The sequence below is a fragment of the Streptomyces sp. NBC_01288 genome (assembly GCF_035982055.1).
Taxonomy (GTDB): domain Bacteria; phylum Actinomycetota; class Actinomycetes; order Streptomycetales; family Streptomycetaceae; genus Streptomyces.
Genome location: NZ_CP108427.1, coordinates 9,941,781 through 9,966,314 on the forward strand (window position 1 = coordinate 9,941,781; position 24,534 = coordinate 9,966,314).

At 70.1% G+C, this 24,534-nt stretch carries 19 protein-coding genes; 8 read left to right on the forward strand and 11 right to left on the reverse strand.

The window, feature by feature from the left end:
* Positions 1-15: 15 nt before the first annotated feature.
* Positions 16-1,392 carry an NAD(P)/FAD-dependent oxidoreductase gene (locus OG194_RS44730; RefSeq protein WP_327406449.1) on the reverse strand — a complete coding sequence of 459 codons (1,377 nt, stop codon included), beginning with the start codon at positions 1,390-1,392 and terminating at the stop codon, positions 16-18.
* Between the two features lie 248 nt (positions 1,393-1,640).
* On the opposite strand from OG194_RS44730, the gene OG194_RS44735 reads away from it, so the two are divergent.
* Positions 1,641-2,465 (forward strand): methyltransferase domain-containing protein, encoded by an 825-nt coding sequence (locus OG194_RS44735; RefSeq protein WP_327406450.1) that lies wholly within the window; start codon positions 1,641-1,643, stop codon positions 2,463-2,465.
* 16 nt (positions 2,466-2,481) lie between these two features.
* Here the strand turns inward: OG194_RS44735 and OG194_RS44740 are convergent, their stop codons facing one another.
* Complete coding sequence (locus tag OG194_RS44740; protein ID WP_327406451.1) at positions 2,482-4,389, reverse strand: AMP-dependent synthetase/ligase; 1,908 nt, start codon at positions 4,387-4,389, stop codon at positions 2,482-2,484.
* A gap of 167 nt (positions 4,390-4,556) precedes the next feature.
* On the opposite strand from OG194_RS44740, the gene OG194_RS44745 reads away from it, so the two are divergent.
* Positions 4,557-5,948 (forward strand): aminotransferase class V-fold PLP-dependent enzyme, encoded by a 1,392-nt coding sequence (locus OG194_RS44745; protein WP_327406452.1) that lies wholly within the window; start codon positions 4,557-4,559, stop codon positions 5,946-5,948.
* 26 nt (positions 5,949-5,974) lie between these two features.
* Here the strand turns inward: OG194_RS44745 and OG194_RS44750 are convergent, their stop codons facing one another.
* From OG194_RS44750 to OG194_RS44775, 6 genes are all read right to left on the reverse strand, one after another.
* Entirely contained in the window at positions 5,975-7,648 is a 1,674-nt protein-coding gene (locus tag OG194_RS44750; protein WP_327406453.1) for an ATP-binding cassette domain-containing protein, read from the reverse strand.
* A 12-nt stretch (positions 7,649-7,660) separates the two neighbouring features.
* The gene (glgB, locus tag OG194_RS44755; RefSeq protein WP_327406454.1) at positions 7,661-10,225 is read right to left on the reverse strand and encodes a 1,4-alpha-glucan branching enzyme; all 2,565 of its coding nucleotides are present in this window, start codon (positions 10,223-10,225) and stop codon (positions 7,661-7,663) included.
* A 5-nt stretch (positions 10,226-10,230) separates the two neighbouring features.
* Positions 10,231-11,598, reverse strand: coding sequence for a maltokinase N-terminal cap-like domain-containing protein (locus tag OG194_RS44760; RefSeq protein WP_327406455.1), 1,368 nt, complete (start codon positions 11,596-11,598; stop codon positions 10,231-10,233).
* Between the two features lie 28 nt (positions 11,599-11,626).
* Complete coding sequence (gene treS, locus OG194_RS44765; RefSeq protein ID WP_327406456.1) at positions 11,627-13,345, reverse strand: maltose alpha-D-glucosyltransferase; 1,719 nt, start codon at positions 13,343-13,345, stop codon at positions 11,627-11,629.
* Positions 13,342-15,333 (reverse strand): alpha-1,4-glucan--maltose-1-phosphate maltosyltransferase, encoded by a 1,992-nt coding sequence (locus OG194_RS44770; protein WP_327406457.1) that lies wholly within the window; start codon positions 15,331-15,333, stop codon positions 13,342-13,344. Before OG194_RS44770 ends, treS begins: the two co-directional genes overlap by 4 nt.
* Before the next feature lie 73 nt (positions 15,334-15,406).
* On the reverse strand, positions 15,407-15,709 hold the full coding sequence (locus OG194_RS44775) for a DUF5133 domain-containing protein (protein WP_327406458.1): 303 nt from the start codon (positions 15,707-15,709) through the stop codon (positions 15,407-15,409).
* A 298-nt stretch (positions 15,710-16,007) separates the two neighbouring features.
* On the opposite strand from OG194_RS44775, the gene OG194_RS44780 reads away from it, so the two are divergent.
* Positions 16,008-16,511 carry a pep a2 gene (locus OG194_RS44780; RefSeq protein WP_327406459.1) on the forward strand — a complete coding sequence of 168 codons (504 nt, stop codon included), beginning with the start codon at positions 16,008-16,010 and terminating at the stop codon, positions 16,509-16,511.
* Positions 16,512-16,534: 23 nt separating this feature from the next.
* Positions 16,535-18,673, forward strand: coding sequence for a glycogen debranching protein GlgX (gene glgX / locus OG194_RS44785; RefSeq protein WP_442811830.1), 2,139 nt, complete (start codon positions 16,535-16,537; stop codon positions 18,671-18,673).
* Here glgX and OG194_RS44790 read toward each other — a convergent pair.
* Positions 18,651-19,454, reverse strand: a complete 804-nt coding sequence (locus tag OG194_RS44790) for a VOC family protein (RefSeq protein ID WP_327406461.1) — start codon at positions 19,452-19,454, stop codon at positions 18,651-18,653. The genes glgX and OG194_RS44790 overlap by 23 nt on opposite strands.
* Before the next feature lie 142 nt (positions 19,455-19,596).
* Here OG194_RS44790 and OG194_RS44795 point away from each other — a divergent pair, with 142 nt between their 5' ends.
* The 4 genes from OG194_RS44795 (at position 19,597) to OG194_RS44810 (ending at position 22,470) form a co-directional block, all read left to right on the forward strand.
* Complete coding sequence (locus OG194_RS44795; protein WP_327406462.1) at positions 19,597-20,052, forward strand: MarR family winged helix-turn-helix transcriptional regulator; 456 nt, start codon at positions 19,597-19,599, stop codon at positions 20,050-20,052.
* A complete protein-coding gene (locus OG194_RS44800; protein WP_327406463.1) occupies positions 20,049-20,945 on the forward strand; it encodes an ATP-binding cassette domain-containing protein in 897 nt (298 codons plus the stop codon). The genes OG194_RS44795 and OG194_RS44800 overlap by 4 nt, the downstream gene beginning before the upstream one ends.
* Positions 20,905-21,765 carry an ABC transporter permease gene (locus OG194_RS44805; protein ID WP_327406464.1) on the forward strand — a complete coding sequence of 287 codons (861 nt, stop codon included), beginning with the start codon at positions 20,905-20,907 and terminating at the stop codon, positions 21,763-21,765. Before OG194_RS44800 ends, OG194_RS44805 begins: the two co-directional genes overlap by 41 nt.
* 189 nt (positions 21,766-21,954) lie before the next feature.
* The gene (locus OG194_RS44810) at positions 21,955-22,470 is read left to right on the forward strand and encodes a hypothetical protein (protein WP_327406465.1); all 516 of its coding nucleotides are present in this window, start codon (positions 21,955-21,957) and stop codon (positions 22,468-22,470) included.
* 43 nt (positions 22,471-22,513) lie between these two features.
* On the opposite strand, the gene hemC is transcribed toward OG194_RS44810, so the two are convergent.
* Positions 22,514-23,449, reverse strand: a complete 936-nt coding sequence (hemC, locus tag OG194_RS44815; protein ID WP_327406466.1) for a hydroxymethylbilane synthase — start codon at positions 23,447-23,449, stop codon at positions 22,514-22,516.
* Between the two features lie 61 nt (positions 23,450-23,510).
* Positions 23,511-24,530: a questin oxidase family protein gene (locus OG194_RS44820; protein ID WP_327406467.1), complete on the reverse strand. Its 1,020-nt coding sequence runs from the start codon at positions 24,528-24,530 to the stop codon at positions 23,511-23,513.
* Between the last annotated feature and the right edge of the window lie 4 nt (positions 24,531-24,534).

Here is a 24,534-nt window from a genome sequence, read left to right on the forward strand (position 1 = left end):
TCCGTACCACCGATGCTACGGCTCCTGGATCCCGGACCCTTCGACGCGGTCCCGTACCTGCTCCGCCGACAGATACGAGTCGGTGTACTCGAAGTCCTTCAGCGTGGCCGGTTTGCGGGCCTGGAAGCCGGTGCGCACGAAGTCGTCGCCGGCCAGCGCGTTGAGCGTCCAGTTCGTCGCGACCCGGACCTTGGCGACGTTCGTGCGCAGCGCCGACCAGTGATAGCCGCGGGCCACGACCTGGGCGGGGAAACCGCGCAGCTCGATGCCGAGCGGCTTGGACACCGCGTCCTTGCCGCCGAGGTCCACGACCAGCCCGAGGTCCTTGTGGACGTACTGCTTCAGGGGCTGGTTGCGGAGCGTCGCGATCACGTTCTCGGCGACCACCTTGCCCTGCCGCATGGCGTGCTGCGCGGTCGGCGGGCAGATCGCGCCGTCCCCGCCCTTGGCCTCGTCCGGCACCGCGCCTGCGTCACCGAGCGCGAACACACCGTCGTGTCCGGGCAGGTTCATGTCGGCGGTGACCGCGAGCCGACCCCGCACCGTCTCCGCGCCCAGCGTGGCGATGAGCGGGCTGGCGACCACACCGGCCGTCCAGATCAGCGTGCGGGTCGGCACCACGCGCCCGTCCGTGAAGGTGACCTCCTCCGGCCCCGCCTTCGCGATCGAGACACCCAGGGAGATGTCGATGCCGCGCTTGGTGAGGATCTCCTGCGCGCTCTTGCCGAGCTTGTCGCCCAGCTCAGGCATGAGCTTCGGCGCGATGTCGATCAGGTGCCACTTGATCAGACCCGGGTCGATCCGCGGGTAGCGCTTGACCGCGGCATGCGTCAGCTTCTGCAGACAGGCGGCCGTCTCCGTACCGGCGTAACCACCGCCCACGACCACGAACTGGAGCCGCGACGCCTTCTCCGCCGGGTCGTCGCTCGCGTCCGCGAGGTCCAACTGCGTGATCACGTGGTCGCGGATGTAGGCGGCCTCCGCGAGGGTCTTCATCCCGAAGGCGTGATCCGTCAGCCCGGGGATGTCGAAGGTGCGGGTGATGCTGCCGGGGGAGAGCACGATGTAGTCGTAGGGCTCGTTCACGATCTCGTCGTTGATCGTGCGGATCACACAGACCTTGGCCTTGATGTCCACACCGATCGCGCCGCCCGGGATGATCCGCGTCCGGTACTTCTTGCTGCGGCGCAGCGAGACGGCGATCGACTGCGGGGTCAGGACGCCGGAGGCGACCTGGGGCAGCAGGGGCAGATAGAGCTGGTAGGAGAACGGCGTCACCAGCGTGACGTCGGCTTCCTCCGGGGTCAGTTTCCTCTCCAAGCGGCGAACGCACTCCACTCCTGCGAAGCCTGCGCCAACCACCAGGATCCTCGGTCGTGTCACGGTGTTCATCCCTTCTGCGGCTCCAGGCGGTCTGCCTCGACGCCGTACGCCTGCCCCTGGATCGCTGCCTCGCACCACATCGATCCCACCGTGCCGGGAGCCGTTCCGCCAGCTGAGCGCGGCAGGCAGACGAACGCGTGGGCACCAGCATGCCCCGCCGAGGCCCGCCGTACGCCGCGGACACATGAACAAATGCCGTACCTGAATGACCTTTGACCCGCCTGTGGACGATCACTTCGGACCGTAGAGTGCACGCCATGTCGCACACTCAGCCCGATCCGGGGTCAGGCTTCCGCACCCAGAACATCGACGCCGGCAACGTGACGCGGCTGGTGGCCGCGCTCGACATCCAGGAAGCCAATCCAGGCGTACGACGACTGCGCGCATGGGCGCACGAGGCACTCGCCCCGGGCAACGGGGAACGCGTTCTCGACGTCGGGGCCGGCACCGGCTCGACCACCCGTGAACTGGCCGCGGCCGTGGGCCCGGACGGATCGGCGCTCGGCGTCGAGCCCAACCCCGGGCTGCGTGCCGTCGCCGAGGAACGCGCCGCGTCGGACGGGAACCCGGCCCGTTTCACGGACGGCGACGCGCTGTCCCTGCCCGTGCCCGACGCCTCCGTGGACGTCGTCTGGTGCGAACGGGTGCTCCAGCACCTCGCGGAACCGGACAAGGCCGTCGCCGAGATGGCCCGCGTCCTGCGCCCCGGCGGACGCGTGGCGCTGCTCGACACCGACTGGGCGACCACGATCCTGCACCCGGGCGACCCCGAGGTCACGGCCGCGTTCACCTCCGGCGCCCTCACCGGGGCGGCCAATCCCTACTCGGGACGCCGGCTCGTCGGCCAGCTCAGCGCCGCCGGACTCGTCGTCGACGACCGCGGCTCGCAGGCACTGCTCCAGGACCACCGGTCGGTGGCCTGGCCGCTGATCCGCATGCTCGGCGAGTCCGCGGTCCGCCGCGGCGCCCTGACCGAGGCCCAGCGCGACCGCGCCTACGCCGACCTCACCGAGGCCGCGGAGCGCGGCGCGCTGCACATGTCCGTCACGATGTTCGCGGTCGTGGCCCACCGCCCGGAGTGAGCCCTGGCCGGTGACGTCAGCGGAACACGTTGTCCGCGTCGTCCCAGCCCGCGAGTTGTTCCTCCGCCGACTGCTGCGGGGCACGCGCGCGTGCCTGGTACATCGCGTCGATCTCGAACGCGTAGTGCCGCACGATCGCGTCCCTGCGCAGCTTCATCGACGGCGTCAGCAGCCCGCCCGCGACGTCGAACGGATGCGGGAGCACCCGGAACACCCGGATCGACTCGGCGCGCCCCACAGGGCTGTTGGCGGCCGCCACAGCCCGCGTGATCTCCTCCCGCAGCGCGTTCTCCTCCCGCGCCTCCCGGCCCCGCGCGTCGCTCTGGAGCGCGAGACCGGCCCGCCAGTGCGCCACGAACTCCGGGTCCAGCGTGAGCAGTGCCCCCACACAGGGACGGTCGTCGCCGACGACCACCGCCTGATGGATCAGCGGGTGCATCCGCAGCCGGTTCTCCAGCGCGGCGGGCGCGACACTCTTGCCGCTGCTGGTGATGATGATGTCCTTCTTGCGGCCGGTGATCGTCAGATACCCCTCGGTGTCCAGCCGCCCGATGTCCCCGGTGGCCAGCCAGCCCGCGTGCATCACGGCCCGGGTCGCCCGCTCGTCGTTGATGTAGCCCTGGAACACCGAGGGCCCGTGCACCAGGATCTCCCCGTCCTCCGCGACCCGGATCTCCGTGCCCGGCAGCGCCTGCCCCACCGTGCCGATCTTCTCCCGGCCCAGCGGCTGCATCGTGATCCCGCCGGCGGTCTCCGTGAGGCCGTAGCCGTCGTGCACGAGGATGCCGATACCCGAGTAGAACAAGGACAGTTCACGGTTCAGGGGAGAACCGCCCGACGTCGCGCGGACCACCCGGCCGCCCAGTGCCGACCGCAGCTTGCGGTACACCGTCCGCTCGAACACGGCGTGCTGGAGTCGCAGATCGAAACCGGGGCCCGAACCCCGGCCGAGTCTCTGTCTCTCCTCGGCCGCGGCGAAGTCCCGCGCGGTCGAGGCGGCACGCTCGAACAGGGCGCCGCGGCCCGTCTGTTGGGCCGTACGGAGAAAGTTCTTGTAGATCTTCTCGAAGATCGACGGCACCGCGTACAGATAGGTCGGCCGGAAGGTGCGCAGCGCCGACACCAGCGCCGCCTCGGTCATCTCCGGCTCGTGCGCCATCAGCCAGCCGCCGCGCATGCACAGCCCCTGGATCATCAGCCCGTACACGTGCGAGAAGGGCAGGAAGGCCAGCACGGCCGGCTGTTCCCCGGGCGGCGCCGCCGTGTGCGACCAGCCCGCGAGCAGCGTGTCGCAGGGGTTGGCCAGACTGCGGTGGCTCAGCGCGCAGCCCATGGGGCGGCCCGAGGTGCCCGAGGTGTAGGCGATGACCGCGGTCGAGTCCGGCATCACGATCCGGCGCAGCGAGTCGACCGTGGTCTGCGGGATGTACGTGCCCCGCTCCATGATCTGGGCCAGCGCCCCGGAGTCCAGCTGCCAGACGTGCCGCAGCAGCGGCAGCGCGGCACACACCGTGCCGACGGTCATGATGCCCTGCTCGTCCTCCACGACCACGGCCACACAGTTGGCGTCCCGGAGTATCCACTCGACCTGCTCGCGCGAGGACGTCGGATGCACCGGCACCACCTCGGCGCCGACCGCCCACAGGGCGTGGCTGAGCACGGTCCACTCGTAACGGGTACGGGCCATGATCGCGACCCGGCTGCCCGGCGATATCCCGGAGGCGATCAACCCCTTTGCCAGATCGACGACTTCGTCCCGCAGCTCCACGGCCGTCACCTCCTCCCACTCGGTGGAGGACGGGTCCTGCTTGCGTGCGATCAGGGGGAGGGTGGGATGGAGGACCGCGGTCTCGAAGATGCTGTCGGCGAGGCCGCCGTTGAGGGTGGTGGAGGTGGGGGGTGGAGCGACGGCGAAGTCGCGCATGCGCTGCTCCTGGGTTGTACGGGGCGTGACTCTGCCGATCATTGCTGTTATCGACGGTGCTCGAATGTAGCCCAGGTGTGAGCGTTTGGTGAGGGGAACCGGGAAGTGCCCTTGCCGAGTTTGATGGTTGAGTGGGACCGATCTGACAAAGCGGGGGGTACGAGGACATGAACGCGGTGGATCTCGGCGAGTTGAGGGCGCGGGACTTCGGTTACCTGGACGCCGAAGGGCACACCTATCTCGACTACACGGGCGCCGGACTCGCCCCGACCTCCTTGGTCCGGGCCAGTGCCGAGCGCATCACCGGAGGAGTCTTCGGCAACCCCCACTCGGAGAGCCCCGCCTCCCGCGCCTCGGGCGACCTGCTCGCCCGGGCCCGCGCCGCGGTGCTCCGGCACTTCCACGCGGACCCGGCCGAGTACACGGTGGTGTTCACCGCGAACGCGACGGCCGCGCTGCGCCTGATCGGCGAGTCGTACCCGTTCGCCCCCGGCGGCCGGCTCGTGATGCTCCTCGACAACCACAACTCCGTGAACGGATTACGGGAGTACGCGCGAGCGGGCGGCGCGAAAACGGAGTATGTCCCGGTCCACGGCCAGGAGTTGGCGATCGACGAGCAGCGCCTGCACACCGCGCTGACGGCCCGCAGGCGCCGCCACGGACGCGGACTCCTCGCCTACCCGGCACAGAGCAACTTCACCGGCGTACGGCACTCCCTGGACTGGATCGACACAGCCCACGAACGCGGCTACGACGTCCTGTTGGACGCCGCCGCCTTCGTGCCGACGAACCCCCTGGACCTGTCCCGCCACCACCCGGACTTCACCGTGGTCAGCTGGTACAAGGTGTTCGGCTACCCCACCGGCATAGGCAGCCTCGTCGTCCGCCGCGAGGCCCTCGCCCGACTCCGCCGCCCCTGGTTCTCCGGCGGCACCATCTACGCCGCGAGCGCCCAGGCACAGTGGCACGTCCTCGCGGACGGCGAGGCCGCCTTCGAGGACGGCACCGTCAACTTCCTCTCCATACCCGACATCACGGCCGGCCTGGAGTGGATCGACACCATCGGCATGGACCGCGTCCACGACCACGTGACCCGCCTGACCGCCCAACTCCTCTCGGGCGTCGCCGAGTTACGCCACACCGACGGCACCCCGATGACCCGCGTCTACGGCCCCACCGACACCGGCCCCACCCGCGGCGGCACCGTCGCCCTCAACCTCCTCGACGCGGCCGGCCGCGTGATCGACGAACGCGTCGTCTCCCAGGACAGCGCCGACCACCGCATCTCGCTCCGCTACGGCTGCTTCTGCAACCCGGGCGCGGGGGAGGCGGCGTTCGCGCTGCCGTTGCGCAGCCTGCGCTCGGCGGCCCGCAAGCCGCTGGGCTCCCTGGAGGAGTACCTGGACGTACTGGGGCTGCCGTCGGCAGGTGCGGTACGGGTCTCAGTGGGCGTCTCCTCGCAGCCAAGGGATGTGGAAACGTTTCTGGACTTCGTCGCGAGCACGTACCGGGACCGGGTGCCGACGGTGGCCGGCCTCGCGGACAGGGCGGGCTGCTGAGTGACTGGTCCTGGAGCGGGGGGCTTTCACCGCCCGGAGCGCGCCGCAGCCACCCCCTGACGGCACTTGCGCACCAGCACCGCCCACGTCGCCGCCAGGAACAGCACGGCGAACCCCGCGAGGATCAGCCAGCCACGCTCCGCCGGATGCGCGAACGAGTCGCCGTACGAGTGCAACAGCGGTGGTCCCGCAGGGGAGTTGCCGTCGCGCCACAGGCTCTCCAGGCCGATCGCGCTGCCCAGTGCCTCGAAGGCCCAGCGGTTGGTCATCGCCCAGCTGATCGCCTGCCCGGCGGACGCCATCCGCGGCACCGGCACGAACGCCCCCGAGAACAGCACCTGGGGGAAGCAGAGCAGCGGGAGCATCAGGGTCGCCTGTCCCGGGTCCGTGACCGCCGCCGAGGTGAGCAGCCCGAGGGCGAGCGCGGCGGCCGAGGCCAGCACACTGGTGAGGAACAGCGAGGCATACGTGTCCCAGCCCGCCGCCGGCAACCGGTCCAGCGCGCGCAGCACCGTCAGCAACAGGGCGTCCGCCGCGGCCAGTACCGGCAGGACGGTGGTCAACTTCGAGGCGACATACGGTCCGATGCGCAACCCGGCCAGCCACTCACGGCGCAGCACCGCCAACTCCGTGCAGATCTGAAGCAGTCCGTATGTCAGCCCGAAGAAGAACGCCCCGAACGCGATCCAGAACATGATCATCGCCGTGGACCCCGGATCGGGCGCCGCCGCATCGAACGCCCCCGCCCGGAACAACACTGCGAACATCGCCACGATCATCACCGGCGACCCCACGAACACGGCGACGGACAGCCGGTTGTGCACCAACAGCGCCGTCGTACGGCGGGTCAGCAGCGCCCACTGACGTACGGCGCCGACGCGTGGCGGACGGTGGGCGGGAGGTGCCGGGACCCGCTCCGCAGGCTGGGCCGGGGTGGCCCTCTCCGCACGCTTCCCTTCCGCCACCGCCGCGTACACGTCCTCCGCCGTCTCCGCCCTGAACGCCCCGAGCAGCGCGTCCGGTGCCCCCGCGAAGGCGACCGCCCCGCCCGGCGACAGGAACACGACCTGATCGCAGCGCGGCAGATCGGCCAGCACGTGGGTGGTGAGGACGACGGTGGTCCCGGACTCGGCCAGCCCGCGCAGGGTCGCCAGCAGCGCGGCGCCCGTCACCGGATCGAGGCCGGACGTGGGCTCGTCGAGGAACAGCACCCGGGGTCGGGTCAGCAACTCGGCGGCGATACCCGCCCGTTTGCGTTCCCCGCCGCTCAGCGCCCGCACCGGAGTGTCGGCGCGCTGGGCAAGGCCGAGGACGTCGAGCACCTCCGTCACCCGCGCCGACACCGTCCCGCCCGGCATCCGCAACCGCCCCGCGTACTCCAGCGTGCGCCGCAACGGCAGCTCGCGGTGGATCACGTCCTCCTGCGGTACGAACCCGAACTCCGGCCCGGGCGGCCCCGGTTGGGCGCCGTCGTGCAGTACGTCCCCCGAGGTCGGGGGCTGGAGTCCCGCGAGGGTCTGCAACAGCACCGTCTTGCCCGCGCCGCTGCTCCCCGCGATGACCACCAGCCGCCCGGCCTCGACCTCGAAGGACACGTCGTCCAACACCCGTCCGGCGCCCCGCACGTCCTGCGTGACGTCCCGCAACTCCAGGTGCAGGCCGGTTAATTGGACGGTGTCAGAGTGGATCGGCGTCGGCATACGAGCAGGATGTCACCCCGGTGTCAGCCACACCGTCGCGAGGGGCGGGAGCGTGAGCCGGATATGGCCGTCCTCCGGTTTGACCGGGTCGGGGTTCCTGACATCGCTGCCGCCGTAGAGCGCGGAGTCCGTGTTGAGGGTCTCCTGCCAGGCGGGGATCTCGTCGGAGACAGCGAGGCGGTAGCCATGGCGCACGACGGGGGAGAAGTTGCTGACGGCGAGGAGCGGTGAGCCCTCCGCGTCGAACCTCAGGAACGCGAAGACGTTGTCCTCGTCCGCGTCGCCCATCACCCATCGGAAGCCGCCGGGGTCGGTGTCGCGCTGCCAGAGGGCGGGGGTCGCGCGGTAGGCGGTGTTGAGGTCACGGACGAGGTCCTGGACGCCCCGGTGGTCCGGGGCCGCGTCGTAGGCCGGGTCGAGGAGCCACCAGTCCGGGCCGTGGGATTCGGACCACTCCGCGCCCTGGGCGAACTCCTGGCCCATGAAGAGGAGTTGCTTGCCGGGGTGGGCCCACATGAATCCCAGATACGCGCGGTGGTCGGCGCGCTGCTGCCACCAGTCGCCCGGCATCTTCGACACCAACGACCGCTTCCCGTGGACTACTTCGTCGTGGGAGATCGGGAGGACGTAGTTCTCGCTGTACGCGTACACCATGGAGAACGTCATCTCGTTGTGGTGGAACCTGCGGTGCACGGGCTCGTGCGACATGTAGTCGAGCGAGTCGTGCATCCAGCCCATGTTCCACTTGAACCCGAAGCCGAGACCGCCGGTGTCGGTCGGCCGCGTCACTCCGTCCCAGGCGGTCGACTCCTCGGCGATCGTCACGACACCGGGCACCCTGCGGTACACGGTCGCGTTCATCTCCTGGAGGAAGGCCATCGCGTCCAGGTCCTCGCGCCCGCCATGGACGTTCGGGGTCCACTGGCCCGAGTCGCGCGAGTAGTCGAGGTAGAGCATCGAGGCGACCGCGTCGACGCGCAGGCCGTCGATGTGGAACTCCTGGCACCAGTAGACGGCGTTCGCCACAAGGAAGTTGCGGACCTCGGTGCGCCCGAGGTCGAACTCGTACGTCCCCCAGTCCGGATGCTCGGCCCGCCGCGCGTCCCCGGGTTCGTACAGCGGCTCCCCGTCGAACCGGGCCAACGCCCAGTCGTCCTTCGGGAAGTGCGCCGGAACCCAGTCCATGATCACGCCGATACCGGCCTGGTGGCATGCGTCGACGAGGAACTTGAAGTCGTCCGGGGTGCCCATGCGGGAGGTCGGCGCGTAGAAGCCGGTTACCTGGTAGCCCCAGGAACCGCCGAAGGGGTGCTCGGTCACCGGCATGAACTCGACGTGGGTGAAGCCCAGTTCGTTCACGTAGGCGGGGAGTTCGACGGCGAGCTGACGGTACGTCAAGCCCTGGCGCCAGGAGGCGAGATGGACCTCGTAGACCGAGAAGGGCGCCTCGTGGACCGGGGTTTCCGTCCGCCGCGCGAGCCAGTCCTCGTCGCCCCACTCGTAGTGCGAGGCCGTCACGATGGACGCCGTGGCGGGCGGCACCTCCGTACGGCGGGCCATCGGGTCGGCCTTGAGGAAGCGCTCGCCGTTCCGCGAGGTGATCTCGAACTTGTAGCGGGCTTCCTCGCCCACACCCGGCAGGAACAGCTCCCACACGCCCGACGAACCGAGCGAGCGCATTGGGAAGGCCGTACCGTCCCAGGAGCTGAACTCCCCGGCGACGCGCACCCCTTGGGCGTTCGGCGCCCACACGGTGAAGCGGGTGCCGGTCACCCCGCCGTGCGTCATCGGCTCCGCGCCGAGCGCCTTCCACAGCTCCTCGTGCCGCCCCTCCTTGATGAGGTGCAGGTCGAGTTCACCGAGGGCGGGCAGGAAGGCGTACGGGTCGTGGACCTCGTGCTCGTCGCCCTCCGTGTACGACACCAGCAGCGTGTACGCGGGGAGTCGGTCGAGCGGGAGCACGCCGGAGAAGAGGCCGCCGCCCTCCGAGGTGAGCGGGCTGCGCGTCCCGTCGATCAGGACGCTCACGGCACGGGCGTACGGACGCAGCGCCCGGAAGGCGATCCCGCCCGGCACCGGATGCGCGCCGAGCAGCGCGTGCGGGTCGTGGTGGGCGCCGGCGAGGAGACGGTCGCGGTCGGCGGGGGCCGGCGGAGAGGCTGCCGTGGAACCGCCCGCGCCCAGGGGGACCGGAACGGTCGAGGGTGAGGCGGCTGAGGACGGGGAGGCGGTCGCGGGCGGGTCCTCGTACGCCGGGCCGGCGGTCGTGGGTGAGCCGTTCGTCTCGGGCGCTTCGGTCATGGTCCGGTCGGTGGTCTCCGGTGGGCTGGGTAGGGCCGGGCTGGAGGCGTCCGGTGTGGCGGGTCCGCTCGGTTCACCCGTTGCCGGGCCGGCGGTCGCGGGCGGGACGTTCGTCTCCGGTGCTTCGGTCACGGTCCGGTCGGCGGTCTCCGGCAAGCCGGGTACGGCCGGGCCGTAGGCGTCCGGTGCGGCGGGCCCGGTCGGTTCGCCCGTCTCCGCGTCGCCGGGTGTGGACGGACCGCCCGTCTCCTGAGGTGAAGTGTCGCGCAGGGCCACGGAGTTCAGCCTCCTCGGACGGCGAGTCGCTCGATCGCCGCCATGGGTACGGGAAGCCAGTCCGGACGGTGTCTGGCCTCGTACAGCACTTCATACACGGCGCGGTCCGTCTCGTACGCGCGCAGCAGGGCGTGCTTGGTGCGGGGGTCCCAGCCGGCCCGGGCCGCGTAGCCCGCGCAGAAGGCATCCCGGCAGCGGCGCGCCCACTCCGGGCGCCAGGGCCGGCGCTGCCGGGCCGCGTAGTCGAAGGACCGCAGCATGCCGGCGATGTCCCGCACCGGGGACTGCGCGCTGCGGCGTTCCGCGAGCGGCTTGGACGGCTCGCCCTCGAAGTCGATGACGAACCAGTCGCGGCCGGCCCGCAGCACCTGCCCGAGGTGCAGATCGCCGTGGATGCGCTGGGCGGGCGGCCCGGCATCCCGGCCGACGAGCGCCCCGAACGCGGTCCGCAGCCCCGGCACGAACGGCCGTAGCGCGGGCACCGAGTGCGCGGCCGCCTCCAGGTGCTCGGTCATGGCCGCCGCCGTACGGTCGTTCTCGGCGAGAGGGTGGCCGCCGGACGGAAAGGCCGCGGCCAGCGCGAGATGGATATCCGCGGTGGCCTGCCCCAACTCATGGGCCTCGGTGGTGAATTCGTCGCCGGTGGCGAGTGCGCGCAGTGCGAGAGCCCAGCCGTCGGAGGCGTCCGGAAGGAACGGCTGGAGCACACCCAGCGTCGCGGCCCGCGGCTCCGCCGTCCGGAACCACGCCACCGGCGCCGGGACCCGCTTGCAGCCCTGCGCGGCCAGCGCTCCCGGCAGCTCCAGGTCCGGATTGACGCCGGGCTGGATACGCCGGAACACCTTCAGGATGAACCGATCGCCGTACACCAGCGAGGAGTTGGACTGTTCGGCACCCAGCAGCCGAGGCGTGAGTCCGGCGGGCACGGACGCCGACGGGTCCGCCTCGAAGCGCAGGGGACCCGTCGCACCCGGGTGCCGCAACCGCTCCAGCAACAGCTCCGCCGACCGCGGATCCTGGAGCGCGTCGTAGACCGCGAGCCCGGCCAACGGACCTTCCTGCACCCGGCCGATGTAGGCCCGGGCGAGGCGCGGGGAGACGTGTTCCCGTACGCCGAGCAGGAGTTGATAGCAGTCGCCGGGCGGGGGAGTGCCGCCCGGCGAGGGCACCGGCGTATGCGAGGCGTGGACCAGCAAGTGCAGGCAGCCCGGGAAGAGTTCGGTCGTGGACAGCACATCGAGGTCGGCCACCGGCCGGTCCTTGCCGGCGAACCAGCGCTGCCCGGGCAGCCATTCGCGCAGCAGCCCGGCGAGCGTGGCCGGAGGCCGGTCGACGCCGGGGCTGCTCAGTCGAAGCGGTGCGGTCTTCGGCATGGTGACGCGTCCTTTCGCCGGCACATCCTCAAAGTCGTCGGCCGATGCGGGGAGCGGCTCGCGGGAGCCGGAACCAGTAGAAGCCGTGCCCCGCGAGCGTCAGCAGATACGGCAGTTCACCGATGGCCGGGAACCGCACCCCGCCGATCAGCTCCACGGGATGCCGGCCGTCGAACTCCCGCAGATCGAGCATGGTGGGCTGCGCGAACCGGGAGAAGTTGTGCACACACAGGACGAGGTCGTCCTCGTACTCGCGCAGGAACGCGATCACCGCCGGGTTCGACGACTGGAGCTCCGTGTACGAGCCGAGGCCGAACGCCGGGTTCTGCTTGCGGATCTCGATCATGCGGCGGGTCCAGTGCAGCAGCGAGGAGGGCGAAGACATCGACGCCTCGACGTTGGTGACTTGATAGCCGTAGACGGGGTCCATGATGGCCGGCAGGAAGAGTCGCCCCGGGTCGCAGGACGAGAAGCCCGCGTTCCGGTCGGGGGTCCACTGCATCGGGGTGCGGACGGCGTCGCGGTCACCGAGCCAGATGTTGTCGCCCATGCCGATCTCGTCGCCGTAGTAGAGGATCGGCGAGCCGGGGAGCGAGAGAAGCAGGGCGGTGAAGAGTTCGATCTGGTTGCGGTCGTTGTCCAGCAGGGTTGCGAGGCGTCGCCGGATGCCGATGTTGGCGCGCATGCGGGGGTCCTTGGCGTACTCGGCCCACATGTAGTCGCGTTCCTCGTCGGTGACCATTTCCAGGGTCAACTCGTCGTGGTTGCGCAGGAAGATGCCCCACTGACAACCCGTGGGAATCGACGGGGTCTTGGCGAGAATTTCCGACACGGGGTAGCGGGACTCTCGGCGTACGGCCATGAAGATGCGGGGCATGACGGGGAAGTGGAATGCCATGTGGCACTCGTCCCCGCCGTTCTGGTAATCGCCGAAGTAGTCGACGACGTCCTCGGGCCACTGGTTCGCCTCCGCCAGCAGCACGGTGTCCGGATACATCGCGTCGATCTCGCGGCGGACGCGCTTCAGGAAGTCGTGACTGGCGGGCAGGTTCTCGCAGTTGGTGCCCTCGGCCGCATAGAGATAGGGGACGGCATCGAGGCGGAAGCCGTCGATGCCGAGGTCCAGCCAGAAGCGGAGGGCGGCCAGGATCTCCTCCTGGACGGCCGGGTTCTCGTAGTTGAGGTCCGGTTGGTGGGAGAAGAAGCGGTGCCAGAAGTACTGCTTGCGGACGGGGTCGAAGGTCCAGTTGGAGGCTTCGGTGTCGACGAAGATGATGCGGGCGTCGGGGTACTGCTTGTCGTCGTCGGCCCACATGTAGTAGTCGCCGTAGGGGCCGTCGGGGTCTTTGCGGGACTCCTGGAACCACGGGTGCTGGTCGCTGGTGTGGTTCATGACGAAGTCGATGATGACGCGCATGCCGCGTTGGTGGGCGGAGTCGACGAACTCGACGAAGTCGGCGAGGTCGCCGAATTCGGGGAGTACGGCGGTGTAGTCCGAGACGTCGTAACCGCCGTCGCGCAGGGGGGATTTGAAGAACGGTGGCAGCCAGAGGCAGTCGACGCCGAGCCACTGGAGGTAGTCGAGTTTGGCGGTGATGCCCTTGAGGTCACCGACGCCGTCGCCGTTGCTGTCCTGGAAGGAGCGGACCAGGACCTCGTAGAAGACGGCGCGTTTGAACCACTCGGGGTCCCGGTCCTTGGCGGGAGTGTCCTCGAAGGTGTCGTGGACCGGTTCGTTGACAGTCATGAAGCTCTTGACCCTCCGCTCTCTGTGGACCGCCGGACGTGGAACACGTGCGCGGGAGCCCGGCCGGGTTCGAGACGCACATAGTTGGTCCTGCCCCACTGATAGGACTCACCCGTCAGTTCGTCGTACACCGACATGGATTCGTTTGATTCCAGGCCGAGTTGCGGCATGTCCAACGAGACCGTGGCCTCCTGGGTATGGTGCGGATCCAGGTTGACGACCACCAGAACCGTGTCCACACCCGTGGTCTTGCTGTACGCGATCAGCGCGTCGTTGTCCGTCCGGTGGAAGCGGAGATTCCTGAGCTGGTGCAGCGAGGGGTGACGGCGCCGGATGTCGTTGAGCTCGCCCAGCAATGGCGCGATGCTACGTCCTTCCCGCTCGGCGGACTCCCAGTCACGCGGGCGGAGTTGGTACTTCTCCGAGTCGAGATACTCCTCGCTCCCCGGCCGGAGAGCGGCGTTCTCACCTAGTTCGTAGCCACTGTAGACACCCCATGTCGGGGCGAGGGTGGCGGCGAGTACCGCGCGCAGTTCGAAGGCCGGGCGGCCGCCGTCCTGGAGGAACTCGTGCAGGATGTCCGGGGTGTTCACGAAAAAGTTCGGCCGCATGTAGGCAGCCGCCTCGCCGGACAACTCGCTCAGGTACTCGGTGAGTTCCTGCTTCGTGTTGCGCCAGGTGAAGTAGGTGTACGACTGCTGGAAACCGACCTGCGCGAGCGTGGCCATCATCGCGGGACGGGTGAAGGCCTCGGCCAGGAAGATGATGTCCGGGTCGGTGCCGTTGATCTCGGCGATCACCCGTTCCCAGAACACGACCGGCTTGGTGTGCGGGTTGTCCACGCGGAAGATCCGTACCCCGTGGTCCATCCAGTGCCGCAGCACGCGGACGGTCTCGGTGATCAGTCCGTCCAGGTCGCGGTCGAAGGCGATCGGGTAGATGTCCTGGTACTTCTTCGGCGGGTTCTCCGCGTACGCGATCGTCCCGTCGGGGCGGTGGTGGAACCACTCCGGGTGCTTCTCCACCCACGGATGGTCAGGGGAGCACTGGAGCGCGAAGTCGAGCGCGATCTCCATGCCCAGCTCGGCGGCCCGCGCGACGAACGCGTCGAAGTCCTCCAGCGTGCCCAGCTGCGGATGGATCGCGTCGTGCCCGCCCTCGGGGGAGCCGATCGCCCACGGGACGCCGACATCCTCACGGCCTGCGGAGAGGGTGTTGTTCGGGCCCTTGCGGAAGGTGCTCCCGATGGGGTGGATCGGGGGCAGGTAGACGACGTCGAAGCCCATCGCCGCGATGCCGTCCAGGCGTTTCGCCGCCGTGCGGAAGGTGCCGTGTGGCTGGGCCGCAGTGCCCTCGGAGCGCGGGAAGAACTCGTACCAGGCGCCGTACAACGCCCGCTCCCGCTCGACCACCAGAGACCTGGGATCGGAGACCGTCACCAACTCCCGCAACGGATACCGCTCCAGCACCCCGTCCACACTCGGAGTCAACGCGGCCACGAACCGCGTTCCCACCGGCAGCGTGTCGTCGCGCAACGTCTCCGCGGCGGCCAGCATCGTGGCGCGGGCCGGTCCCTCGGGGACCCCGTTGGCGGCTCGGGCGTACAGCTCCGCGCCCTCCTCCAGCATCAGGCCGATGTCGATGCCGGCCGGGATCTTGATGCGGGCGGCCCGGCGCCAGGTCGCGATGGGGTCGCCCCAGGCCTCCACGACGTAGGACCAACGGCCTGTCGCGGTCGGGGTGACCTCGGCGCCCCAGCGGTCGCTGCCGGGGGCGAGTTCGCGCATCGGGGTCCAGGGACCCGGGCGGCCGTCCGGGTCGTAGAGCACGACGTCGGCGCCGATCGTGTCGTGGCCCTCGCGGAAGACGGTGGCGGTGACCTGGAACGTCTCGCCGACCACCGCCTTCGCCGGGCGCGCGCCGCTGTCCACGGACGGGCGTACGTCACGTACCGGAATGCGGCCGATGGCTGCCGGGGTCGCGTTCATGGGTCTCACCTCCGTCGTGCCGGAGGCCGGGCTGTTCGCCGGGCCGTGGGTGCAAGCTGCGCCGGAAGGGGGACTACCTTCCCGCCGGGGAACGCTGATCGACCGCGACGGGCGGCCCGCGGTGCACGACGGCCGCCGTACGCGGGCGGGCGTTCTGCTCCTGCTGGTACGTGCCTTGGCCGCCGCGCAGAAAGCGTTCGGCGGCTTCCGCGGCCTCGCGCGCGCAGCGTTTCCCCATCAGCACGCACAAGGTGTAGCCCGAGTCCTCGAAGGTGGCCCGTACCGTCCGGTCGCCCGGCGATGCGAGCATCACGCGTTCCCACGCCCGGTAGCGCCGCAGTTGGCGGGCCACTTCGGCTTTTGCGGGTAGCAGCATGGCGCTGTTCACCTTTCGCCTCGGCGGACCGCGGTTCCCGACCGTCGGGTGGCGGCCGTACCCGGAGCGGCATGGCTCCGTCACGGCAGTCGAGGCTTTCACTCATGGTGCACAGGTGATGACCCAGCGTCTTGTTGGCTCTTCAACTACCTCACCCGTCGCTCGTGTTGCACGAATGGCCTAGCGCTCGCACTCTGGAGCTGACTCAGAAGCGATCATTGCTCACGCTTCGTGTTCGGGGCCCCGGCCCCGCAGGGCGAGGGGAAGCGTGAGCTTCGCCGGTAGGGAGCCAACGACGATGAAGACCGCAGTGCCCTGCTACTACCACCTCGATGTGGACGTCAGCCAGGAACGGGTCGGGCAGGTCAGGCGCATCCTGGCCGCCCACCTCCGACTCTGGGACCTGGAGACTCTCGTGGAGCCCGTCTGCCGCGGCGCCGAGCTGCTGCTGCGGGCCATCGACGAGCACGCCACGGACAAGCACACGTCGATAGAGCTGTGGTGGAACGGCCAGCACCTGATCACCGCCATCGGCGACAACGACCGCGATCTGCGCCCGGACCAGGACCTGCGCGCCTGCCTGGCCCGCATCGCCGTGATGAGCGACGGCTGGGGCTGCTGCGCCACCGACACCGGAAGCAAGGTCATCTGGTTCTCGCAGCGCGCCCGCAGCGGCGAACGCGTCCCCCGGGTCCCCAGGACACCCGCGCCGCGCCTGCGGGAGATGCTCCAGCTTCCCCGCGAGGTACCGGCCGCCCTGCCGGCCCGCCCGGCACACGGCGTCCTGGAGGACGCCAAGTGACCGCGAGCCCGTCCCGGAAAGGGGTGCCCGTCTGGAACGGGCACCCCTTTCCCTTGGGGGCCGCATACGACGGGACGGGCACCAACTTCGCCCTGTTCAGCGAGGTCGCCGAACGCGTCGACCTCGTCCTCGTCGGCGACGACGGCCGACACCGCGACATTCGCCTCACCGAGGCCGACGGATTCGTGTGGCACTGCTATCTGCCGGGCGTCGGGCCGGGTCAGCGCTACGGCTACCGGGTGCACGGTCCGTGGGCTCCGGCCGTCGGACATCGCTGCAACCCGGCGAAACTGCTCCTCGATCCGTACGCCCGGGCGGTGGACGGCCAGATCGACAACGACCCCTCGCTGTACGAGCGTTCTGCCGGACCCGCCCCCGGGGACAGCGCCGGGCACGGCATGCTCGGCGTGGTCACCGACCCGGCCTTCGACTGGGGCGACGACCGCCCGCCCCGGCGCTCGTACGCCGACACCGTGATCTACGAGGCCCATGTGAAGGGGCTGACCCGCACCCACCCGGAGGTCCCCGAGGAACTCCGGGGGACGTACGCGGGACTCGCGCATCCGGCGGTCGTCGAGCATCTCGTCCAACTCGGGGTGACCGCCGTCGAGTTGATGCCGGTGCACCAGTTCGTGCAGGACGGCGTGCTCCAGGACCGGGGCCTGTCCAACTACTGGGGCTACAACACCATCGGCTTCTTCGCGCCCCACAACGCCTACGCCGCACACCGCGAACGCGGGCGCCAGGTCACCGAGTTCAAGTCCATGGTGAAGGCGCTGCACGCGGCCGGGCTCGAAGTCATCCTCGACGTCGTCTACAACCACACCGCCGAGGGCAACGAGAAGGGCCCCACCCTGTCCTTCCGGGGCATCGACAACGCCTCCTACTACCGCCTGGTGGACGGTGACTGGGGCCACTACTACGACACGACGGGCACCGGGAACAGCCTGCTGATGCGGCACCCCTACGTCCTGCAACTCATCATGGACTCGCTGCGCTACTGGGTCACCGAGATGCATGTCGACGGCTTCCGCTTCGACCTCGCGGCCACGCTGGCCCGGCAGTTCCACGAGGTGGACCGGCTGTCGGCCTTCTTCGACCTCATCCAGCAGGACCCGGTGATCAGCCGCGTCAAGCTCATCGCCGAGCCGTGGGACGTGGGCGAGGGCGGCTACCAGGTGGGCAACTTCCCGCCCCTGTGGTCGGAGTGGAACGGCAAGTACCGTGACGCCGTACGGGACTTCTGGCGGGGCGGCGAGCACACGCTCGGCGAGTTCGCGTCCCGGCTCACCGGCTCCTCCGACCTGTACCAGCACAGCCGTAGGCGTCCGCGTGCCAGCGTCAACTTCGTCACCGCGCACGACGGGTTGACCCTGCGCGACCTCGTCTCGTACAACGACAAGCACAACGAGGCCAACGGGGAAGGGAATCGGGACGGTGAGAGCACCAACCGGTCCTGGAACTGCGGGGTCGAGGGCGAGACCGACGACCCGGCCGTGCTTGAGTTGCGCGCGCGTCAGCAGCGCAACTTCCTTGCCACGCTGCTCCTTTCGCAGGGCATCCCCATGCTCGGCTACGGCGACGAACTGGGCCGCAGCCAAGGCGGCAACAACAACGCCTACTGCCAGGACAACGAAGTCTCCTGGATCGACTGGGAGTTGACCGACGAGCAGCGGGAACTCGCCGACTTCACGCGGTACGTCATCGGGCTGCGCGCCGCGCATCCGGTGCTGAGGCGGCGGCGGTTCTTCCGCGGTGAGACCGCCGTGCACGCGGGTCAGCCGTTGCCCGACCTGGTGTGGCTGCTGCCCGACGCGCGCGAGATGGCCGACCTGGACTGGCAGCGCTCCGACGCGCACTGCGTGGGCGTGTTCCTCAACGGTGACGCCATCGCCGAACGCGACCCGCACGGCGGGCCCGTCGTCGACGACTCGTTCCTGCTCCTGCTGAACAGCTACTGGGAGCCCGTCGACTTTCGCCTGCCCGACGTCGCCTACGGCGAGCGCTGGACGACCCTGATCGACACCGCCGAGCCGCAGGGCACCCCGGACGAGACGGAACACAAGGCCGGCACCGAGATGGCCGTAGCGGCGCGCAGTCTCGTGCTGTTGTCGCGGCCCGCCCGGGAGGAGGGCAGGGTCAGGGGGCGTCGCGGGAGGTGACCGTGAAGCGGGCGCCGTCGGGGTCGCGCAGGACGGCCTCGGTGGTGCTCTCCCGCAGGATGCTGCCGCCGTGCGCCTCGGCGACCCGGGCGCAGGACCTGATGTCCGAGACCGAGAAGTGGACCTGCCAGTGCGGGCGGACGGTCGGGTCGGGGGCCGCCTCCAGGGCGCCCGACTCGATGCGGGCCACCACGTTCCCGCCGCTGCGCAGGACGACCTCGCCGCCCTCGTACTGCACGTCGCAGCTCGCCGGGTCCGCCGAGGCCCAGTCGAGGACCTCGCCGTAGAAGATCGCCGCGTCGAAGGCGTCGCGGGTGCGCAGCCGGACGAAGGCGGGGGCCGAACGGCGCCAGGTCTCCCAGCCGCGGACGAGATCGCCCTCCCAGATGCCGAAGGTCGCGCCGTCCCGGTCGCCGAGCAGAGCAGCGCGGCCGGGCGGGAAGGAGAGGGGTCCCACGGCGACCGTGCCGCCGCGCTCCCGGACCCGGGCCGCGGCCACATCCGCGTCGGGTACGGCGAAGTACGGCGTCCACGCCACCGCGACCTGCCACATCGAGGCCACCGCGGCCAGACCGGCCACCGGGATGTCGTTCGCCGTGGCGATCCGGAAGCGCTCACCGAGGCTGGCGGAGCGCCACTTCCAGCCGAAGACGGCCTCGTAGAAGGCCTCCGTGCTCTCCACGTCGCGGCTCGTGAGACTCACCCAGCAGGGGGCGCCGAACACCGAACGGGTGGAGACGGAGTCCGGTTCTCCGGAGGACGGTTTCCAGTCGTGGTTCATGGCAGTCGCGTTCCGATCTCGTGGACCGGCGGCCACCGGTCTCCACCAGTGTCCAACCGGAACCGGTCCCGCTGCCTCCCGAGCAGGTGTCTTGACCATCCTTTTGGGTTAGTTACCTCTGCTAAAGAGGTAATCTCCGAGTGTGGAGACGGAGAACTTCCCGGAAGAGCTGGCCGACGCGCTCGTCGGTGTCCAGCGGCTGATCCGCAGGCGACTGCGCAGCGAGATGACCATGCCGCGACTGCGCGGCGCCGACGTGGAGCTGCTGCGCCTGGTCGAGGTCCGGCCCGGCATCGGCATCTCGGACGCGGCCAAGGAGCTGTTCCTCGCGAGCAACTCGGTGTCGACGCTCGTCAACCAGCTCGTCCGGGACGGCTTCATGATCCGCGAGACGGACCCCGCCGACCGGCGGGCCGCCCGCCTCCAGCTCACCGAGACGGCCAAGACCCGCCTCAGCGACTGGCACGCGCGGCGCGCGGCTCTCGTCCGCGGCCAGGTGGACCGTCTCGACCAGGCGGACCGGGACGCGCTGCGCGCGGCGCTCCCGGCCCTGCGCCAACTGGCCGTCAACCTGCACGAGGAGGCCGAGGAGTCATGACGCCGGACAGCGACACCGACATAGACACCGCCACTGCCACCGTGACCGCCGCCGGGCGGTCCGCGGCCGTCAGCTGCACCCGGCTCGCCTATTCCTTCGGCGAGACGACCGCGGTCGACGGGCTCGACCTGTCCGTGGGGGAGGGCGAGGTCTTCGGACTGCTCGGCCCCAACGGCGCCGGAAAAACCACGGCCATCCGCTGTATCACCACCCTCCTGCCGGTCCCGGCGGGCATGGTCCACGTCTTCGGCCACGACACGGCCAAGGAACAGATGTCGGTGCGCCGCATGCTCGGCTACGTCCCGCAGCAACTGTCCGCCGACAGCGGGCTCACCGGCCGCGAGAACGTCGCTCTCTTCGCCCGCGTCTTCGACGTCCCGCGCAAAGAACGCGCCGCACGCGTCGCCCAGGCGCTACGGGCGGTCGACCTCACCGACGCCGCCGACCGGCTCGCCAACACCTACTCCGGCGGCATGGTCCGCCGCCTCGAACTCGCGCAGGCCCTGGTCAGCGCGCCCCGCCTGCTCATCCTCGACGAGCCCACCATCGGCCTCGACCCGATCGCCCGCACCAGCGTGTGGGAACACATCAACGCCGTACGTGAGGCCACCGGCATGACCGTCCTGGTCACCACCCACTACATGGACGAGGCCGACCAGTACTGCGACCGCGTCGGCCTCATGCACCGCGGCCGCATCCGCGCCCTGGGCACCCCCGAGCAGCTCCGCGAAGGGCTCGGCGAACGCCGCCGCGCCGACGGAGCGCCCGCCACCGATCCGCTGCCCACCCTTGAGGACGTCTTCCGGGACATAGCCGGCAGCGGTCTCGAAGACCAGTCAGGAGGTTTCCGCGATGTCCGAAGCACCCGCCGCACCGCGAACCGCGTCGGCTGACCCAGCCCTTGAGAACGACCTGAACCTTCTCCTGACCCCGCCCCGACCCCGGTCCGGCTGGCGACTGATTCCGGCCCGCGTCATCGCGATGTGCGCGGTCGAACTCCAGAAACTCCGCCACGACCGCACCGAGTTGTACACCCGCGCCGTCCAACCCGCCCTGTGGCTGCTGATCTTCGGCCAGACCTTCACCCGCATCAAGGCGATACCGACCGGCGGCATCCCCTACATCGACTACCTCGCCCCGGGCATCATCGCCCAGTCCGCGATGTTCATCGCCATCTTCTACGGCATCCAGATCATCTGGGAACGCGACGCGGGCATCCTCAACAAGCTCCTCGTCACCCCCACCCCGCGCTCGGCGCTGATCACCGGCAAGGCCTTCGCGGCCGGGGTGAAGTCGCTGATCCAGGCCGTCGTCGTGATCGTCATCGCGGCGGTCCTCGGAGTCGCGCTGACCTGGAACCCGCTGAAGCTGATCGGCGTCGGGGCGATCGTGATCCTCGGCTCGGCCTTCTTCTCCTGTCTGTCGATGACCATCGCCGGCATCGTGCTCAGCAGGGACCGGCTGATGGGTTTCGGCCAGGCGATCACCATGCCGCTGTTCTTCGGGTCCAACGCCCTCTACCCGGTGGCGATCATGCCGGGATGGCTCCAGGCGGTGAGCAAGGTGAACCCGCTGAGCTACGAAGTGGACGCGCTGCGCGGGCTGCTGCTCGGCACCCCGTCCCATGTGGGCACCGACTTCGCCGTGTTGCTGGTGGCCGCCGCACTGGGCATCGCGGCCGCCTCCTCGTTGCTCGGACGGCTCGCCCGCTGATCTTGTCCGGGACGTGATGTGCGGCACGCTCCTGACCAGGATTCGACGGCCGGAAAGCGAATTCTTCCTGCGCACGGCTTGATCAGTGATCAAGCGGTCGAAAACGCTGGCCACAGCGCATTCTGCTCATTTGACAGTGCGCTGAGCACACAGATAGGAAGCAGCTCTCTGAGGTCGAGAGGGTGCACCGTGTACGAGCCGAACGTGGTCGGGGACTGGCAGGAGTACGACGAACACGCCGGTCTGCGTGTCCGCGTCCACAGCCTGGCCGCCGCCGAGCCGCCACGCGGACGCGACGACGCGGCCGAAGGGCTGACCTACTTCACGCTCCGTGTCACCGTCGAGAACCGCGGCGCGCGGCACTACGGCATCCACCTGGAGGACGGCCAGATCGACGTCAGGGTCGGCCCGGACGGCGAGAGTGCCTTCATCGACTGGCGCAGCTCGCAGTTCATCGAGGGCTTCGACGTCCATCCGCTGCGCCGCGCCACCGCCGTCGTCTACGCGGCCGGTCCCGAGGCCGCCCTGAAGCAGGTGGACGTACAGGTCCAGCTGCGGGTGGAGGAGGAGTGGACCGAACGGCGGCTGTGGGCGGGCGGCATCGGTCTGTGCGAGGCGGCCGTCGCCGCCGGCGTGGGGCGGGACGGCCTGGCCCACCAGGTGAGCAACTTCCTCCGGGACCAGGCGGAACCCGGAACTCCCTGAGCCTCCGGGACCAGGCGTGGCCCGCCCCCCTGAGACTCCCGGGTCAGTGTGGGATGCCGTCGATGATCTCCCGGGCACCCTGCCGCAGCAGCGCCACGGCCACCGATGTGCCGAGCGTCGCCGGGTCCAGTCGGCCCGCCCACTCGTGCGCGTTGAGCCGGGTCTTGCCGTCCGGGGTGAACACACAGGCGCGCAGCGACAGTTCACCGCTCCGGTCGACCTGCGCGTACCCGGAGATCGGGCTGTTGCAGTGCCCCTGGAGGACGTGCAGGAACATGCGCTCCGCGGTCGCCTCCCGATGCGTCTCCGGGTGACCGAGCCCGCTGACCGTGTCGATGACCTCGGTGTCGCCCTCACGGCACTGCAGGGCGAGGATGCCCGCGCCGATCGGCGGCATCATCACCTCGGGGGACAGCACCTCGCTGATCACGTCGAGCCGGTCGATGCGGTGCAGGCCGGACATCGCGACCAGCAGCGCGTCGGCCTCGCCCGCCGCGAGCTTCTCCAGCCGCCGGTTCACGTTGCCGCGGAACGGTACGCACTCCAACTCCGGGTGCGTGGCGGCGAGTTGCGCGACCCGCCGGACCGACGAGGTGCCGATCCGGGTACCCGGCGGCAACTCGTCGAGGGTCAGCCCGCCCGGGTGGACCAGGGCGTCGCGGATGTCGTCCCGCTTCAGGAACGCGGCGAACGTCGTACCGGCCGGCAGCGGACGGTCGGCGGGCACGTCCTTCACGCAGTGCACCGCGAGATCCGCCACCCCGGCGAGCAGTGCGGCGTCCACCTCCTTGGTGAACGCCCCCTTGCCCTCGACCAGGGCCAGATCGCCCATCCACTTGTCGCCGGTCGTCTTGACCGGCACGACCTCGGTGCGCACCTGCGGATGAAGGAGGGCCAACTCGGCGCGCACACGCTCCACTTGGGCCAGCGCCATGGGCGAGTCGCGGGAGACGATACGGATCAGTTCGGGCACGGACATGCGGACACGATAGACCGTCCGGCATGCCGCCGTTGACCGATGGGCGCACCTGGCAACAGGATCAGGCCCGCCCCCGCACAAGGGGCTCACTGATCTCCACGGCCCGCAGCGCGGCGGCGAGAGCCCGCTCGTCCCCGACATCCAGGGCCGTGTCCGTCAACTTGATCACGTGCTCGTCCCCATGCTCCAGGGCCCGCTCCATCACCTCTTCGGCCGTAAGCCGCACGTGCGGAACGAAGTCGATCGCCTCCTCCGGGGCGTACATCGCGGTGACGGCAGCGGACGCCGTCCACGCCGCGTGCAGACTCGGTACCCACAGCTCACGAGGGAGCGCGTCCAGGGCACGCAGCACGGCGTTGGGCGCGGTAGCCGCATGCACCAGCATGGTCGGCTCACCGTGCCCGTGGGTCGCGTAACGATGTGTGGCCGCGCGCACCAGCTCACCGAGCCGCTCCCGCGCCACGTCCGGATCGCTCACCTCGCCCGCCCAACCGGGCAGTTGCCGCACGGCGGCAAGCCGCGCCCGGAACCCGACCACGCCTCCCGAGATGGGCGGCACGGAGTCAAGGGCACTGGCCGCGCTGTGACTGCCGGCCAACTCCGCGATGCCGTCCACGGGTTGATGCCGCGCCGCCCAATACCCCAGCCCGTGGGCGAGTTCGGTAAGCCGAGGCTCGTTCTCCTCCACACCAAGGGCGCGTACGGCATGCCCGACGCGGATGACCGGATGGGTGGCGCCCGCGGCGATCCCGGGCAGCAGCCGCGGCCACCACCCGCCGAGCACATCCCGCCAGGGCCGCTCGCCGAGAGCCCGGGAGAAGTAGCCGATCCAGTCGGCGGCCCGACGCGAATCCCCCAGCGCGGCAGCCCAGTTGGCGTCCGTGACAGCGGCCACCGGCTCGGGAAACTCCTCCAGCTTGTCCCGATAGAGATCGAGCCAACGATGAACGGCCCCCGCCTGCCCACGCGCGGCAAGCGCCTCGGCAACCATCGGCGCGTGATTACTGAGCCACCCCTCCCGCTCGGGCCCGGTGGAGTGCAGCCGCCCGAATGCCTCTTCCAACGTTCCGCTCGTATCCATACCC

Excerpts from the sequence above, each read along its gene's own strand:
- OG194_RS44770 (WP_327406457.1), bottom strand. The coding sequence starts at position 15,333 with ATGAACGCGACCCCGGCAGCCATCGGCCGCATTCCGGTACGTGACGTA.
- OG194_RS44780 (WP_327406459.1), top strand. The coding sequence starts at position 16,008 with ATGAAGACCGCAGTGCCCTGCTACTACCACCTCGATGTGGACGTCAGC.
- OG194_RS44760 (WP_327406455.1), bottom strand. The coding sequence starts at position 11,598 with ATGCCGAAGACCGCACCGCTTCGACTGAGCAGCCCCGGCGTCGACCGG.
- hemC (WP_327406466.1), bottom strand. The coding sequence starts at position 23,449 with ATGTCCGTGCCCGAACTGATCCGTATCGTCTCCCGCGACTCGCCCATG.
- OG194_RS44775 (WP_327406458.1), bottom strand. The coding sequence starts at position 15,709 with ATGCTGCTACCCGCAAAAGCCGAAGTGGCCCGCCAACTGCGGCGCTAC.
- OG194_RS44790 (WP_327406461.1), bottom strand. The coding sequence starts at position 19,454 with ATGAACCACGACTGGAAACCGTCCTCCGGAGAACCGGACTCCGTCTCC.
- OG194_RS44735 (WP_327406450.1), top strand. The coding sequence starts at position 1,641 with ATGTCGCACACTCAGCCCGATCCGGGGTCAGGCTTCCGCACCCAGAAC.
- OG194_RS44750 (WP_327406453.1), bottom strand. The coding sequence starts at position 7,648 with ATGCCGACGCCGATCCACTCTGACACCGTCCAATTAACCGGCCTGCAC.
- OG194_RS44805 (WP_327406464.1), top strand. The coding sequence starts at position 20,905 with ATGTCCGAAGCACCCGCCGCACCGCGAACCGCGTCGGCTGACCCAGCC.
- OG194_RS44730 (WP_327406449.1), bottom strand. The coding sequence starts at position 1,392 with ATGAACACCGTGACACGACCGAGGATCCTGGTGGTTGGCGCAGGCTTC.
- OG194_RS44800 (WP_327406463.1), top strand. The coding sequence starts at position 20,049 with ATGACGCCGGACAGCGACACCGACATAGACACCGCCACTGCCACCGTG.
- OG194_RS44745 (WP_327406452.1), top strand. The coding sequence starts at position 4,557 with ATGAACGCGGTGGATCTCGGCGAGTTGAGGGCGCGGGACTTCGGTTAC.
- OG194_RS44820 (WP_327406467.1), bottom strand. The coding sequence starts at position 24,530 with ATGGATACGAGCGGAACGTTGGAAGAGGCATTCGGGCGGCTGCACTCC.
- OG194_RS44740 (WP_327406451.1), bottom strand. The coding sequence starts at position 4,389 with ATGCGCGACTTCGCCGTCGCTCCACCCCCCACCTCCACCACCCTCAAC.
- treS (WP_327406456.1), bottom strand. The coding sequence starts at position 13,345 with ATGACTGTCAACGAACCGGTCCACGACACCTTCGAGGACACTCCCGCC.